General features: G+C 66.3%; 13 protein-coding genes. 9 read left to right on the top strand and 4 right to left on the bottom strand.

Features of this window, described 5'->3' with window-relative positions; translation table 11 throughout:
- The first annotated feature begins 45 nt into the window (after positions 1 to 45).
- The 3 genes from B146_RS0117675 to B146_RS0117665 all read left to right on the top strand — a co-directional run bounded on the left by B146_RS0117675 (position 46) and on the right by B146_RS0117665 (position 3,844).
- Positions 46 to 396, top strand: a complete 351-nt coding sequence (locus tag B146_RS0117675) for a hypothetical protein (protein ID WP_019997804.1) — start codon at positions 46 to 48, stop codon at positions 394 to 396.
- A gap of 180 nt (positions 397 to 576) precedes the next feature.
- The gene (locus B146_RS0117670; RefSeq protein WP_019997803.1) at positions 577 to 1,638 is read left to right on the top strand and encodes a magnesium transporter CorA family protein; all 1,062 of its coding nucleotides are present in this window, start codon (positions 577 to 579) and stop codon (positions 1,636 to 1,638) included.
- A gap of 205 nt (positions 1,639 to 1,843) precedes the next feature.
- Entirely contained in the window at positions 1,844 to 3,844 is a 2,001-nt protein-coding gene (locus B146_RS0117665) for a putative bifunctional diguanylate cyclase/phosphodiesterase (protein WP_019997802.1), read from the top strand.
- Positions 3,845 to 3,932: 88 nt separating this feature from the next.
- On the opposite strand, the gene B146_RS0117660 is transcribed toward B146_RS0117665, so the two are convergent.
- Together B146_RS0117660 and B146_RS0117655 are read right to left on the bottom strand one after the other, a co-directional pair.
- Complete coding sequence (locus B146_RS0117660) at positions 3,933 to 4,718, bottom strand: inositol monophosphatase family protein (protein WP_040408745.1); 786 nt, start codon at positions 4,716 to 4,718, stop codon at positions 3,933 to 3,935.
- Complete coding sequence (locus B146_RS0117655) at positions 4,715 to 5,599, bottom strand: glycerophosphodiester phosphodiesterase family protein (protein ID WP_019997800.1); 885 nt, start codon at positions 5,597 to 5,599, stop codon at positions 4,715 to 4,717. Before B146_RS0117655 ends, B146_RS0117660 begins: the two co-directional genes overlap by 4 nt.
- Positions 5,600 to 5,896: 297 nt before the next feature.
- On the opposite strand from B146_RS0117655, the gene B146_RS0117650 reads away from it, so the two are divergent.
- The 4 genes from B146_RS0117650 (at position 5,897) to ugpC (ending at position 10,178) form a co-directional block, all read left to right on the top strand.
- Complete coding sequence (locus B146_RS0117650; protein ID WP_244498254.1) at positions 5,897 to 7,195, top strand: extracellular solute-binding protein; 1,299 nt, start codon at positions 5,897 to 5,899, stop codon at positions 7,193 to 7,195.
- A 73-nt stretch (positions 7,196 to 7,268) separates the two neighbouring features.
- A complete protein-coding gene (locus tag B146_RS0117645) occupies positions 7,269 to 8,162 on the top strand; it encodes a carbohydrate ABC transporter permease (RefSeq protein WP_040408734.1) in 894 nt (297 codons plus the stop codon).
- Between the two features lie 10 nt (positions 8,163 to 8,172).
- A complete protein-coding gene (locus tag B146_RS0117640) occupies positions 8,173 to 9,060 on the top strand; it encodes an ABC transporter permease subunit (RefSeq protein ID WP_019997797.1) in 888 nt (295 codons plus the stop codon).
- Between the two features lie 11 nt (positions 9,061 to 9,071).
- Positions 9,072 to 10,178, top strand: a complete 1,107-nt coding sequence (ugpC, locus tag B146_RS0117635) for a sn-glycerol-3-phosphate ABC transporter ATP-binding protein UgpC (protein ID WP_019997796.1) — start codon at positions 9,072 to 9,074, stop codon at positions 10,176 to 10,178.
- Positions 10,179 to 10,181: 3 nt separating this feature from the next.
- Here the strand turns inward: ugpC and B146_RS0117630 are convergent, their stop codons facing one another.
- Positions 10,182 to 11,066 (bottom strand): LysR family transcriptional regulator, encoded by an 885-nt coding sequence (locus tag B146_RS0117630; RefSeq protein ID WP_019997795.1) that lies wholly within the window; start codon positions 11,064 to 11,066, stop codon positions 10,182 to 10,184.
- Positions 11,067 to 11,176: 110 nt separating this feature from the next.
- On the opposite strand from B146_RS0117630, the gene B146_RS0117625 reads away from it, so the two are divergent.
- Both B146_RS0117625 and B146_RS0117620 read left to right on the top strand, forming a co-directional pair.
- Positions 11,177 to 12,118: a ring-cleaving dioxygenase gene (locus B146_RS0117625; RefSeq protein ID WP_019997794.1), complete on the top strand. Its 942-nt coding sequence runs from the start codon at positions 11,177 to 11,179 to the stop codon at positions 12,116 to 12,118.
- Between the two features lie 59 nt (positions 12,119 to 12,177).
- Positions 12,178 to 12,807: an alpha/beta hydrolase gene (locus B146_RS0117620; RefSeq protein WP_019997793.1), complete on the top strand. Its 630-nt coding sequence runs from the start codon at positions 12,178 to 12,180 to the stop codon at positions 12,805 to 12,807.
- A 39-nt stretch (positions 12,808 to 12,846) separates the two neighbouring features.
- Here B146_RS0117620 and B146_RS0117615 read toward each other — a convergent pair whose 3' ends face one another.
- Complete coding sequence (locus B146_RS0117615) at positions 12,847 to 14,094, bottom strand: Gfo/Idh/MocA family protein (RefSeq protein ID WP_019997792.1); 1,248 nt, start codon at positions 14,092 to 14,094, stop codon at positions 12,847 to 12,849.
- Positions 14,095 to 14,163 lie beyond the last annotated feature (69 nt).

The raw sequence follows: 14,163 nt of genomic DNA, 5'->3' as shown, positions 1-14,163 counted from the left end.
GATGACGGGCCGAACGGCCTTCCCCCTCCACTGCCAGGGTTCTTCATGTCCGAACTGACCGACCGCATCAGCGCCGCCGCTTCCCTGACGCCCGAAGCAGCAGAACAGGCCATCGGCAATATCCTGGCCTTCCTGCGTTCCGAAAGCGACGACCCGTCGGTGGAGACGGTGATCGCGGGAACGCCGGGCGCGGCGGATGCGCTTCGCTCCGCCGGAGACCCGGAGTTCGGCGGCGGCATCATGGCGCTCGGCGGCAAGCTCATGGGCCTCGGGCTCGACATGGGCCAGATCCGCACCGTCGGCGAGGAGTTCGTCGCCTTCGCCAAGCTCCACACGGACGAGGCGACCGTCTCGCGCGCTCTCGGCTCGGTGCCTGCGCTCGCGCCATTCGTTTGATACATTCGCGTCGTAACGCAAGGCGGCGGCTCCCTTCCGGGAGCCGCACCGCTTTTTAGACGATGCCCGATGGCGCCGCCGTCGCGCCGGCTCTATATCGCCGTCGCGAGAGGCGCCGCTCGGGCGCGCGCGATCGTCTCGAAGCGTTCCGCTTCGGACGCGCGACAAGGATGATGGCCCATGATCGATGCCTATACGGTGTTCGGCTCCCAGGTGCGCCGCCACAACAGCGTGCGCGCCGACGAGATTCCCCCCGAAGCCGTGTGGCTGGATCTGCGCAATCCCACACCTGAGGAAGAAAAGGCGATCGAGGAGCTTTGTGGCCTCGAAGTGCCGACGCGCGAGGAAATGCGCGAGATCGAGGTCTCGAGCCGGCTTTATTCGGAAGACGGCGGCGACTTCATGACCGCCTCGATCGTCTATGGTCTGGACGAAGGGCGGCCGGATTTCGGCCCCGTCACCTTCATCCTCGTCGGCCAGCGCCTTTTGACGCTGCGCTACACCAATCCCCGCTCGTTCCAGATCTTCTCCACCAAGCTCTGCCGCGAAGGAAACGGCGACGGGCAGAAGAGCGCGCATCTGTCGAGCCCCGACCATTACGGCCCGCCGCCCGCGCCGCCCAAGCCCTCGCGCACCAAGGGTCCGACAGCCGATTCCATCGCCGTCGGCCTTCTGGAAACGGTGGTCGATCGCATGGCCGACATGCTGGAGCAGATCGCGACCGATCTCGACCGGATCGGCACCGACATCTTCCGCTCCTCCGACACGAACACGCCGACCGCGACCGCCGATTTCAAGCAATTGCTGAAGCGGCTGGGCGCGGCGGGCGATCTCTCCTCGCGCACGCGGGAAAGCCTCGCCACGATGGACCGGCTGCTCCCCTTCCTGTCACTCGTGATGGACCGGCGCAAGCCGCAGAAGGAGCTGAAGCTCCGGGTGAAGGCCATGGCGCGCGACGTCGCCTCGCTGAACGATTTCGTGTCCTTCCTGTCGAACAAGACGACCTTCCTGCTCGACACGACGGTCGGCATGATCTCGATCGAGCAGAACGCGATCATCAAGATCTTCTCGGTGGCGGCGGTCGGCTTCATGCCGCCGACGCTCGTCGCCTCGATCTACGGCATGAATTTCGAGCATATGCCCGAGTTGAAATGGGCGCTGGGCTATCCGATGGCGCTCGGCGTCATGGTTCTTTCCGCGCTTCTGCCGCTCATGTATTTCCGCTACAAGAAATGGCTCTAGCGCCGTCGGCATCTTTAACAAGAGCGCGCGGATAAAAAACTTCTAGAAGCAGGATGCTCGAAGACCATCTTTACCATGAGATGTTTTTCGCCCTCTTTCGGACAAACAGCCCCCAAAACGAGCCTGCCCTACGGACAGATTCGATGGTCGGGTAAAGATGTATTCAGCGGTGGCGGGACATCATGGCTCCGAGTGGAGAAGAACCATGAGCCTACTGACCGTCCTGAAAGCAAATCATTCCCTCGGCTTCGCCCTCGTCGCGGTGGCGCTTTGCGGACTGGGTGCGATCATCGCCTTCTTTCTCGTGGGCCGGGCGATGGACGCGCGCGCGCCGGCGCGCAACGGTTGGCTTTTCCTCGCCGCGATCTGCGGAGGATCGACCCTTTGGGCGACGCATTTCATCGGCCTTCTCGGTTACACCTCGGGCGTCCAGCATTCTTTCGCGACGATCACCCTGTTCGCCTGCATGCTCGCAGCGATCGGCGGGATCGGCCTGGCGCTGCTGGTCGCCACCCATTCGGCCAAGCGCAGCTCGATTCTCATCGGCGGCGGCCTGCTTGGGCTGTCGATCGCCTCGCTGCACGTCATCGCGATGCCCGGCGAGGAGGTCGAGACCATCCTCCTTCAGCACTCCCCGTCCTTCATCGCTTCGGTGATCCTGCCGATCCTGTTCGGCATCCTCGCCGTCGCGTCCATGCACCGCTTGCGGGGCGGATATTCCCGGATCACGCCGATCGCCTGCCTGATCGCGGCAGTCGCCTCCTCTCATATCGCCGGCGTCGCGACGTTCGAAAGCCCGCTCGCGCCGGGATCGACGAACCTTAGAGCGGTGGATCGGGAAGCCCTGACCCTCGCCGTCGGCTTCGTCGCCCTCTTCATCATGGGCGGCGGCGTGTCGCTTTATCTGATCGAGGATCGGATGGGCTTGCGGTTCAGGGAGCGCCTGCCGCATTCCAGCTTCCAGGACGCCCTGACGGGCCTGCCCAACCAACGTGCCTTGCAGCTGCGCATGGAGGAGGCTTATCGGGTCCGCCGCTGGTTCAAGCTGCTCCTGATCGATGTCGACCATTTCAAGCTCATCAACGACACCTATGGAAGCGCGGTCGGCGACGCGGTGCTCCTCGCCATGGCGGAGCGGCTTCGCGAGATCGCGGGAGAGGATGCGACGGCATTTCGGGTCGGCGGCGACGAACTCGCCATCATGGTTTTCGCGAACCAGGAAAGCGCGTTGCAGATGGCCGACGACGTCGTCATCTCGCTGCGCTCGCCCTATGCCGTCGAGAATCGGATGGTGACGCTCGGATGCAGCGTGGGGCTTTGCTCCTCCGACAATGCCTCGAACGCGGTGGAGGTGATCCACAATGCCGAGGTCGCCCTTCACGACGCCAAGCGGCGCGGCCGCAACCAGATTTCGCGCTACCGGCACGGCATGGAAAGCGCAGGGCTCGAGCGCACGAAGCGCGAGATGGATCTCAAGACCGCGATCGACGAGAAGCAGTTCTTTCTCGCCTATCAGCCGGTCGTGGACATTCGAGATCGCAAACCGATCGGCTTCGAGGCGCTGATCCGCTGGAAACATCCCGAGGATGGTCTGGTGTCGCCCGCAGAATTCGTCCCCTTGGCCGAAGAGACCGGGATGATCCTGCCGCTCGGCAAATGGGTTCTGGAAGAGGCCTGCCGCGAAGCGGCCCGTTGGCCCGGAAACCTTCATGTCGCGGTGAATGTCTCGGCGCTCCAGTTTCGTTCGCCGGCGCTCGTCTCGCATGTCAAGCAGGCGCTGGAACAGAGCGGCCTTCCGGCCGGGCGGCTGGAACTGGAGCTGACCGAGACGGCGATCGTGGCCGACGGCAAGCAGCTCGCCCATGTTCTCAAGGACCTGCGCGCGCTCGGCGTGAAGATCGCGATGGACGATTTCGGGACCGGCTATTCCTCGCTGTCGCACCTGCGCGACCTGCCTCTCGACCGCGTGAAGATCGACCGCAGCTTCGTGGCCGCGGCGGCCGAAGACCGCAATTCCATGGCGGTGCTGCGCGCCGTCACCCAGCTCGGACGGGACATGGGCATCGCGACGCTCGGCGAGGGCGTCGAAACGGAAGAGCAGTTCGACATTCTGGAACAGCTCGGCTGCGACGCCGTGCAGGGCTATCTGACGGGCCGTCCCGAACCGCGCCAGCGCGTCGAGGACGAACCGGCGGTGGCCGCCTGAGACGAGGGCGAACCGGCCGACGGAAAGACGAACACGACAAGGCCCGCGCCGAGCGATCGGAGCGGGCCTCGCCTTTTGGATCGCGAGCCTATTGCGCCGCTTCGGCGGTCGCGTCCCCCTCCCCCAGCGCATCGCGCAGGAGCCCGGCGGTGCCCGCCCAGATGCCATAGCTCCCGTCCTCGCGATCGAGAATCTCGACGCGAAGTCCGAGTTCGCGGCAGATCGCGGCGCCGCCGGCTATGTCCCACATCGTGGTGACGGGCTGGATATGCCCCTCGAAGCGGCCGAGCGCGGCGAACAGCATGGAAACCGAGGTGCAGTGAAAGGATTCCACGATCCATTCGCGCTCGCGCAAGCGGCGCTGAAGCGCGATCGCGGCGTCCAGATCCTCGCCCGGACTGTCGCCGAGCGACACGAGACCGAGGCCCGGCACGGCGACGTCGCGCTCGAACGGGACACCGTTGCGCACGACGCCCGCGTCCCGCGCGCCGGCCATGAGTTCGCCGAGGCAGGGCGCGGCGATGGCGCCGACCACCGGTTCGCCGTCCACGACATAGCCGAGCGACACGCCCCAGAGCGGCGAGCCGGCGAGAAAATTCGAGGTGCCGTCGATCGGATCGACGATCCAGTAGCGCGACCCCGCTTCGCCACCCTCCTCCTCGCCGACGACCGCTTCGCCGGGAAAGCGCTCGGCAAGGTGCCGGCGCACCATGGCTTCGATGGCGCGATCGGCCTGCGAGACGAAATCGCGCGGGCCGTTCTTGGTGGCGACCGCCAAGGTCGAACGCTCGGCGAAAAAGCGCAGCGCCTCGGCGCTGGCGGCCTTCACGATCTCGGCCGCGACCTCGCGGCGAAGAAGACCTTCGACGCTCACAGGCGGGCGCTCGCGCAACCGCGCTTCGCCAGATAGGCGGTGAGCGCTTCCGATTCGTCGGTCTGGATGGCGCGCACGCCAAGATCCATCAACCGACCCCAGACCGCATCCGCATCGAGCCGCGCCGCCGCGTCGTTGAAATGCGTCATGTGAGCGACGTCCAGCGTGTTGATCCACAGTCTCGTGCCCATGTCGCGCACCACCTCCATCCCCGCTTCGAGATCGTCCACATCATAAGGACAGGCCTCGATCATGAAAGGGCGCAGCGGCCCGAGCGCGCTGAGATCGGCGGCAAAGCGCCCCTTGGCTGAACGGATCACCGGCATGAAGGGCAGCGGGCCGAAAGCGGGATGGTCGGCCGGAAGCTTGCCGAGATCGGCCGGCGACAGCTCGGCCTTCACGAGAACGCCTGCCCCGAAGCCGCCCCGCAGAACCTCCCGCGCGACGGCGGGAAGCTCAGCGACGGATTTCGTGTCGATATTGACGAGAACGCGCCCCCTCGCCTCTTCCAGCGCTTCGAAGAGCGTCGGCACGCGCTCCTCGGTGAGGGGCATGGTCTTGCCACCCCCGCTGCGGCGAAGGCGCAGGCGCCCCATCGCCGCGCCGTCCAGCGCATCGACCGGCCCGGTGGCTTCCGTGGTGCGATCGAGCGTCCTGTCATGGATCACCATGAAGGCGCCGTCGGCCGCCCGACGCGTGTCGATCTCGACCATGCCGACGCCGAGGCGCACGGCGTCCCGGATCGCCAGGAGCGAATTTTCGGGCGCTTCGACCCAGGAGCCGCGATGGGCGACGACCAGGAGGGCGTCGGCATCGAAGTCGAGGATCGGAGAACGAAGCGAAACCGCGTCGGCGACGACGGCAAGCGGACTGGCGGTCATGGAAAGCTCGGGTCCTCGGGACAGGAAGGTGCCGCGCGCACAAGGAGCGGTCGACCGAGCCCGTGCGCTAGCACGGCACCCATGTCAGCCCCATGACGGAACGATCAAACCTTACTGACAAGATCGGAGGGTCCGAGCAACGACTACCTCAAAGTGTGTCATCCAAACTTCATTTTACTCCAGCACCGACAGACCATATTGGACCGCCGCGACGAATGACGAGACTTCGTCAACAATTCACCGATCCTGAGGTCACTGATGCTGACGAAAATCTTCGGCGCTGCGAGCGCGTTTGCCATGATGGCGGCCTTGGCCGGAACGGCGCAGGCGGAGCCCGTCAAGTTCGAGTTCTGGCACGGTCTGTCGGGCGATCTGGGCGATCGCGTGCAGGAAGCCTGCACCAAGTTCAACGAGTCCCAGAAGGACTATGCGATCAGCTGCACCAGCCAGGGCGGCTACGACACCAACCTGCAGAACACGATCGCCGCCTATCGCGCCAAGAAGCACCCCGCGATCACGCAGGTCTACGACGCGGGCACGCTCGACCTCATGCTGTCGAACGCCTATCTGCCAGCCAAGAAGCTGATGGCCGACAATGGCTACAAGATCGACTGGGACAACTACTTCCCCGGCATCGGCCAGTACTATGCCACCGCGAAGGGCGAGCTGCAGTCCTTCCCGTTCAATTCCTCGACCGCCGTCCTCTATTACAACGGCGACGCCTTCAAGAAGGCGGGCATCACTGAAGCGCCGAAGACCTGGGAACAGGTCGCCGCCGACGCCAAGAAGCTGAAGGACGCGGGCTATGAATGCCCGATGGCCATCAATTTCGACCCCTGGTTCACGCTCGACCAGTTCTCGGCCATCCACAACCAGCCGATCGCCACCAAGGCCAACGGCTATCAGGGCCTCGACGCCGAAGTCGTCTTCAACAAGACCAAGGTCGTCGACGAGATCAAGTTCCTGAAGAAGCAGGCCGACGACAAGCTCTTCGTCGTGAAGACCAAGCAGCTCGGCATGGACGCTTTCCCGTCCTTCACCTCGCAGACCTGCCAGATGGCGATGAGCTCGATCGCCGACCACGGCACGGCCGGCAAGACGCTGCCGCAGGGCGTCGAATGGCATGTCGCCATGCTGCCGACCTTCGAGGGCACCGAGCGCCAGAAGTCGCTGGTCGGCGGCGCCTCGCTCTGGGTCATGAAGGACCGTCCGGAAGCCGAGTACAAGGGCGCGGCGGCGTTCCTGAACTTCCTCGCCCAGCCGGACATGGTGGAATGGTGGTCGACGGTCACGGGCTACATCCCGGTGACGAAGACCGGCTTCGAGGCGATGAAGGCCAGCGGCTTCTACGACAAGCCGCAGTTCAAGGGCCGTGAGCTCGCGATCGAAAGCCTGACGCTGACCGAGCCGTCCGAGAACACGCGCGGCATCCGCCTCGGCAACTACACGCAGATCCGCAAGGAATTCTCGACCGCGCTCGAGGCGATCTTCATGCAGAACGCCGACGTGCAGAAGAGCCTCGACGAGGCCGCCGACCGCTCGAACACGCTGCTGCGCCGCTTCGAGAAGACCTATGCCGGCCAGACGCTGAACTGAGCCTTTCCGACATGAACCACGCCGCCGGCGCCCTTGTGGGGCCGGCGGCGTCCTTATTCGCGGGTCCTTCGTCATGAAGCGTGTCGTCTTCAAAAGTCGCTGGGTGCCGGCCGTCGCCGCCCTGCCGCAGCTTCTCCTGATCTTCCTGTTCTTCTACTGGCCGGCCGTTTCGGTCTTCAACTGGGCCTTCACGCTGGAGCCGGCCTTCGGCGGCGCGGGCGAGCGGCTTTTCGTCGGCTGGGAGAACTTCACCTCGGTCTTCGCCGATTCCCAATACTGGAACTCGGTGCGCGTCAGCTTCACCTTCGCGATCTCGGCGACCACGATCACGATGGCGGTGGCGCTCGTCCTGGCGCTCGCGGTCGACCGCCAGCTCAAGGGCTCGAAGCTCTTCCGCTTCTTCTACATCTGGCCCTATGCGCTGGCCGGCCCCGCCGTCGGCACGGCCTTCCTCTACATCCTGTCGCCCGAACGCGGTCTGATGGCAATGGTGAACGCCACCCATCCCGACTTCTGGAACCCGGCGCGCTACGGCAGCCATGCGATGATCCTGATCATCGCCTGCTTCGTGTGGAAATGGGTCGGCTACTGCTTCATCTTCATGCTGGCCGGGCTCCAGTCGATCCCGCGCAGCCTTCTGGAGGCGGCCTCCATGGATGGCTCGGGCCCCTTGCGCCGGGCGCTCGACATCCAGATCCCGCTCCTGTCGCCGACGCTCTTCCTTCTCCTCATCCTGATCGCGACGGAAAGCTTCGTCGGCAAGGACACCTACGGCATCGTGGAGCGCACGACCGAGGGCGGCCCGAACAACGCCACCGACGTCATGGTCTTCAACGTCGTGTCCAAGGCCTTCTACGGGCTCGACTATTCGGGCGCGGCCGCGCAAAGCCTGATGATCATCGCTCTCATCATGGTCTTCACCTTCATCCAGTTCCGCTTCGTCGAGCGGCGCGTGCATTATCGCTGAGGGCGCCGTCATGATCGAAAAGACACCCCTCTCCAACGCCGTCACCTACGCGATCATGGCCGTGGCGCTCGGCACGGTTCTCCTGCCCTTCTGGATCGTCTTCTGCGCCTCGACGCAGTCGCTCCAGGAGGTCAACGCGGTGCCCTTCAGCTTCCTGCCGGGCAGCCACATGGTGGAGAACTTCACCGCCGCCTGGGCGCGCGCCGATCTCGGCGTCGCGCTGTTCAACAGCTTCGTCATGGCCGGCCTCGTGACGGCCGGCAAGATCGCCGTCTCGGCGCTCAGCGCCTTCGCGATCGTCTATTTCCGCTCGCGCTGGGGACTCGTCTTCTTCTGGCTCGTCTTCCTGACGCTGATGCTGCCGCTCGAAGTGCGCGTCGTGCCGACCTACAACATCGCCGCCGACGTCCTGCAGCCGTTCCGCCTCCTGATCGAATTCGTGACCGGCCTGCGCATCGGCATCGACTGGAACCTCCTCAACACCTATTCCGGCCTGACCCTGCCGCTGGTCGCGACGGCCACCGGCACGTTCCTGTTCCGCCAGTTCTTCATGACCGTGCCGGACGAACTCGCCGAAGCCGCGCGCATGGACGGGTCCGGCCCCTGGCGCTTCTTCGTCGATATCCTCCTGCCCCTGTCGCGCACCAACATGCTGGCGCTCGCCACCATCCTCTTCGCCGACACCTGGAACCAGTATCTCTGGCCGCGCCTCATGGTGACGGACCCCGCCTACAACACCGCCATGACGGCGCTGCGCGTGCTTCGCCCGGCCGAGAACTCGCTGCCGGACTGGAACGTCACCAATGCGGGCGCTCTCATCATCGTCCTGCCGCCCCTCATCGTCGTCGCCGTTCTGCAGCGCTGGTTCGTGCGCGGCCTCGTCGCCACCGAAAAATAAGGAAGAGTCCGATGGCACGGATCGACATCCGCAAACTCCAGAAATCCTACAACGCGACGACCCGGACACTCCACGGCATCGACCTGACCTTCGAGTCCGGCGAGTTCGTCGTGATCCTCGGCCCGTCCGGCTGCGGCAAGTCCACCCTCCTGCGGATGATCGCGGGGCTGGAGGACATCACGGCCGGCGAGATCGCGATCGACGGAACGGTGGTCAACACGCTGGAGCCGCGCGAGCGCGGCTGCGCCATGGTGTTCCAGAACTACGCGCTCTATCCGCACATGAGCGTCGCCGACAATATCGGCTATGCGCTGAAAGTGGCGGGCGTTCCCAAGGAGGAGCGCCAGCGGCGCATTCGCGAGACGGCGGCGATCGTCGGCCTTGCCGATTATCTCGACCGCAAGCCGGCGGCGCTTTCGGGCGGCCAGCGCCAGCGCGTCGCCATGGGCCGCGCGATCATCCGCGAGCCGCGCGTCTTCCTGTTCGACGAGCCCTTGTCCAATCTCGACGCCAAGCTGCGCGTCACCATGCGCGCCGAAATCCGCAAGCTGCACAAGCGCCTGTCGGCGACCTCGGTCTTCGTAACCCACGATCAGGTCGAGGCGATGACGCTGGCCGACCGGCTGGTGGTCATGAATGCCGGCCATGTCGAGCAGGTGGGCAAACCGGGCGAAATCTACGACCGGCCCGCCACGCGCTTCGTCGCGAGCTTCATCGGCTCGCCCCCGATGAACCTCCTGCCGGGCGAACTGGATTCCGAAGACGCGCTGCGCCTCAAGGACGGATACCGGATCGACCTGCCGGTCGGCGCGCGCGTCGGCTTCGGCGCCCGCAGGATCGAGATCGGCATCCGGCCCGAACACGCGATCCTGACGCGGCGCGGCGCGCCCGGCAGCGCCGATGCGGTGGTGGATTTCATCGAGGAGCTCGGCGCCTCGCGCGTCGTCTATGCTGAACTCGGCGGCACGATGTTCGCGGTCACCGTGTCGGAAGCGATGGAGGTCGAACCCGGCAGCGCCATCGGCCTGATCCTTCCGCCCGAGCGTCTCCACGCCTTCGACGCGGAAACGGGTCGGCGCCTGGAAATGCAGCGCGAGCGCGCGCCCCAGCCGGCCTGAGTTCTAGCCGCGCTCGCCCTCGATGAAGGGCCGCTCTCGCGCCACCGCCTCGGCCAGATGGTCGAGAAGCGCGCGCACGCGCGGCACGTGCCGCAGATCGGCATGGGTGAGCAGCCAGAGGTCGGTCGCAAAGCGCGCGTCCGGCTCGCCCAGCCGCTGGAGCGCCGGGCGGCGGTCGCCGACGAAGCAGGGCAGAAACCCCTGGCCGATTCCTGCTTCCACCGCTTCGGCGAGGCCGAGCACGGAATCGACGCGGTAGCCGACCCCCTCCGGGCCGGCTTCCGCAAGGACGTGGCGAACCACCTTCATCGCGCCCATCGCCTCGCTGAGCGTCACCCAGCCGCGCGGCGCGGCTTCCTCCTCCCCCGCCCGCGCATAGAGCGCCCAGGCGATGCGCGCCGCCTTGCGCCCGACGAGATTGGGCGGCGGATCGTCGGTCGCGCGGATCGCGACGTCGGCGTCCCGCTTCGAGAGGTTGAGCGCGGAATTGCCGAGCGCGATGTCGAGCCGCACCGACGGACAGACGGCCCGGAAGCTCGCGAAGATCGGCGTCAGAAGATGGATCAGCAGGGAGTCGTTGGTGGCGACCCGCACCTCGCCCGAGGGCGACGGCTCGCGCCCGGCAAGGCGCAGCGCCACCGCGTCCACCGCCTCGCCCATCCGGGCGGCGAGCGCGGCGATCTCCTCGCCCGCGCTCGTCGGGTGAAGCGCGTTCTTGTTGCGCTCGAACAGGGCGCAGCCGAGCGCGGCCTCGATGGCGCGCAAGCGGCGGAACACGGTGGAATGCGCCGTGCCGAGCCGCTCTGCCGCGCCGGGCAGCGTTCCCGCCTCCGTCACGGCGCGGATCAGCCGGAAGTCGTCCCAGCTCAGACTGTCGAACCCGTTCAAGACGCATCTCCGCAATCCCACCATTGCAAGAATGCAATGGGATCAGGCCTTATGACCAGAGTTCGTTGCGACTATGTTTCGGCCAGGACATTCGAGCCTGGAGACGGACCATGACCCAGCACGGCATTCATCACGTCACGGCGATCGCCGGCCCCGCCAGCCGCAATGTCGGCTTCTATACGAAGACACTCGGCCTGCGCCTCGTGAAGCAGACGGTCAATTTCGACGATCCCGGCACCTGGCATCTCTATTATGGTGACGAGGCGGGCTCGCCCGGCACGATCCTGACCTTCTTCCCCTGGGAGCATGTGGCGCCCGGCCGGCTCGGCGTCGGCGAGACGCAGGAGACCGTGTTCCGCGTGCCGGAGGGCTCGATCGGCTATTGGACGCATCGCTTCATCGAGAAGGGCGTCGCCTTCGACCCGATCGCGAAGCGCTTCGGCGAAACGGCTCTTTCGTTCCGGGACCCCGATGGGATGCGGCTCGCGCTCGTCGCCGTTCCCGGCGCGGAGCGCGAGCCGGCCTGGAGCGCGGGCGAGATCGCGCCCGACCATGCCATTCGCGGCTTCCATTCCGTCAGCCTGCTTCTGGAGGAAGCCGCGCCGACGGGCGCGGTGCTGACCGACGTTCTGGGCTTCCGGCAGGGTGCGAGCGAAGGCTCCACCACGCGCTTCGAAGTGCCGGGCGCGGGCGTCGGCGGGATCGTGGACATTCGCGCGGTGGGCGGCTTCCTCAAGCCGCGCCCGGGCGGCGGGTCGGTGCATCACGTCGCGTTCCGCGCGGCGGATGATGCGGAAGAAGCGGCGATGGCGGCAAAACTCGTGGAGAACCACGGGATCAGCCCCACCGAGCAGCGTGACCGCAACTACTTCCGCTCGATCTACTTCCGCGAGCCGGGCCATGTCCTGTTCGAGATCGCGACGGATCAACCCGGCTTCGCCGTGGACGAGGCGCCCGCCGACCTCGGGCGGGCGCTGAAGCTGCCGGACTTTCTGGAGCCGAACCGCGCGCGGATCGAAAGCGTGCTGCCAGCGCTCGGCGAGCCGGCCTGACGACACGAGACGGGGCGCGCGACACGCGCCCCGCCCTCCTCTCACCTGGAGTTCGCCCCATGGACCTGCCGCTCAACGACCTGTCGATGATCCACCGTTTCACCCCCGCCAGCGCGGAGGGCGCGCCGCCGCTCCTGCTTCTTCATGGCACGGGCGGCGACGAGAGCGATCTTCTGCCGCTTGGCGGCCTCCTGTCGCCGGGCTCGGCGCTCGTTTCGCCGCGCGGGCGCGTGTTGGAAAATGGCATGCCGCGCTTCTTCCGCCGCTCGGCGGAAGGCGTGTTCGACGAGGCGGATGTCAGGCTTCGCGCAGCCGAGCTTGGCGAGTTCGTCGCGCAGGCGCGCGAGCATTACGATCTGGCGCGGCCGATCGCGGTCGGCTTCTCCAACGGCGCCAATATCGCGGCGGCACTGATGATGCTGGCGCCCGAAGCGCTCGCCGGCGCGGTGCTGATCCGCGCCATGGTGCCACTCACTGACCCGCCCGCCTTCGACCTCGGCGGCAAGCCGGTCCTCATCCTGTCGGGCGGGATGGACCCGATCGTGCCGGCCGAGAACGCCGCGCGCCTCGCCCGGCAATTCCAGGCCGGCGGCGCCGCGCTGACGCACGAGACGCTGCCGACGGGCCATGGTCTCGGGCAGATGGACCTGACCATCGCCCGGGAATGGCTGGCGGCGAGCTTTGGTTGAAAACGAGCCGGCGGGCCCATCGAGCCCGCCGGCTTTTTTCTATCGCGCGATCTCCGGCGAAAGCGGCGTGATCGCCACCGCGCCGCCGGCCCGAGAGCTTTCCAGCGCCGCGAGACCGCAGAGCACCGACATGGCGCCGGCGCGCGAGCCGGCACGCTGGCGCAGCCGGTCGTTGGAGCCCGGCTTGAAGATCATGTCGCGCATCCGGTTGTCGCCGCCGTAATGGCCACCCGGCTCGTGCGGCACCCAGATGCGCTCCGTGCCGCCGCCGAAGCTCTTCATCACCACGATCTCGTCGGCGGGCGGCACGCTCCAGGGCTGGCGCTCGTATTGGCGCAGCTCGATGCGCCCGCGATGGCCGTTGAAGGCGATGTGATGGCCCTCGATCGGCATGTAGGTGTTGAGCGAATAGGAGACCTGAACGCCGCTGCGGTAGAGGATCGAGGCCGTCATCGTGTCGGGAATGTCGATGTCCTCGCGGAACACGCAGGCATCGCGCACATAGCCATCGACGCTGGAGGGCTCTTCATAGAGCGTGTCGAGGAACCGGTCGGCCGAGAGATCGAAGTAATAGTCGCATTCGTTCTTGTACGAGCACGTGCGGCAGCGCTCGCCCCGGAACGGGCCGTTGCGCCCGTAGTGGAGCAGCTGGCCGAAGCCCTTCACCTCCACGGGGTCCGAGTCGAGATACCAGTTCAACAGGTCGAAATGATGGGTCGCCTTGTGGACGAAGAGCGAGCCGGAATGTTTCGTGAAGGCGTGCCAGCGGCGGAAATAGTCGGCCCCGTGCTGGTTATCGAGATACCAGTGGAAGTCGACCGAGGTCACCTCCCCGATCGCGCCTTCCTCGATCAGTTCCTTGATGCGCGCCGAGGTCGGCGAGAAGCGATAGTTGAAGGACACGTCCACGCGACGCCCGGTGCGCGCCTCGGCCTCGCGGATGCGGGCGATCTTTTCGGGCGTCGTCGTCATCGGCTTTTCGCTGATGACATCCGCGCCGCTTTCGAGCGCCCGCACGATCAGGTCGTCATGCGTATCGTCGGGCGTGCAGACGATGACGAGCGAGGGCTTCAGCTCGTTGAGCATCGCGTCGAAATCGGCATAGAGGGGCGCGGTGGAGCCGATCATCGTGCGCGCCCGCTCCGCGCGCATGAGGTTGAGGTCGCAGATGCCGACGAGTTCCACGAACTCGCTCCAACCCGCCAGAAGCTCGCGCCCCCACATGGTCGTGCCGCGATTGCCGGTTCCCACCAGCGCGTAGCGGATGCGCTGTCTTGCCTGTTCCATCGTTCCTCCCGACCCGCGATGCGCGGGCATTTTCATGCCGGCCGAAGGGCGTCCCCTCCGGCCCGAAGC

The organism is Aureimonas ureilytica DSM 18598 = NBRC 106430 (assembly GCF_000382705.1).
GTDB classification, from domain to species: Bacteria; Pseudomonadota; Alphaproteobacteria; order Rhizobiales; family Rhizobiaceae; genus Aureimonas; species Aureimonas ureilytica.
The sequence above is the reverse complement of the archived record's forward strand: the minus strand, read 5'-3'. Positions and strand labels throughout refer to the sequence as shown.

What these genes read in the sequence shown, in the direction of transcription:
- B146_RS0117615 (WP_019997792.1), bottom strand. Translation starts at nt 14,094, where the DNA reads ATGGAACAGGCAAGACAGCGCATCCGCTACGCGCTGGTGGGAACCGGC.
- B146_RS0117650 (WP_244498254.1), top strand. Translation starts at nt 5,897, where the DNA reads ATGATGGCGGCCTTGGCCGGAACGGCGCAGGCGGAGCCCGTCAAGTTC.
- B146_RS0117640 (WP_019997797.1), top strand. Translation starts at nt 8,173, where the DNA reads ATGATCGAAAAGACACCCCTCTCCAACGCCGTCACCTACGCGATCATG.
- B146_RS0117625 (WP_019997794.1), top strand. Translation starts at nt 11,177, where the DNA reads ATGACCCAGCACGGCATTCATCACGTCACGGCGATCGCCGGCCCCGCC.
- B146_RS0117655 (WP_019997800.1), bottom strand. Translation starts at nt 5,599, where the DNA reads ATGACCGCCAGTCCGCTTGCCGTCGTCGCCGACGCGGTTTCGCTTCGT.
- B146_RS0117645 (WP_040408734.1), top strand. Translation starts at nt 7,269, where the DNA reads ATGAAGCGTGTCGTCTTCAAAAGTCGCTGGGTGCCGGCCGTCGCCGCC.
- B146_RS0117620 (WP_019997793.1), top strand. Translation starts at nt 12,178, where the DNA reads ATGGACCTGCCGCTCAACGACCTGTCGATGATCCACCGTTTCACCCCC.
- ugpC (WP_019997796.1), top strand. Translation starts at nt 9,072, where the DNA reads ATGGCACGGATCGACATCCGCAAACTCCAGAAATCCTACAACGCGACG.
- B146_RS0117675 (WP_019997804.1), top strand. Translation starts at nt 46, where the DNA reads ATGTCCGAACTGACCGACCGCATCAGCGCCGCCGCTTCCCTGACGCCC.
- B146_RS0117665 (WP_019997802.1), top strand. Translation starts at nt 1,844, where the DNA reads ATGAGCCTACTGACCGTCCTGAAAGCAAATCATTCCCTCGGCTTCGCC.
- B146_RS0117670 (WP_019997803.1), top strand. Translation starts at nt 577, where the DNA reads ATGATCGATGCCTATACGGTGTTCGGCTCCCAGGTGCGCCGCCACAAC.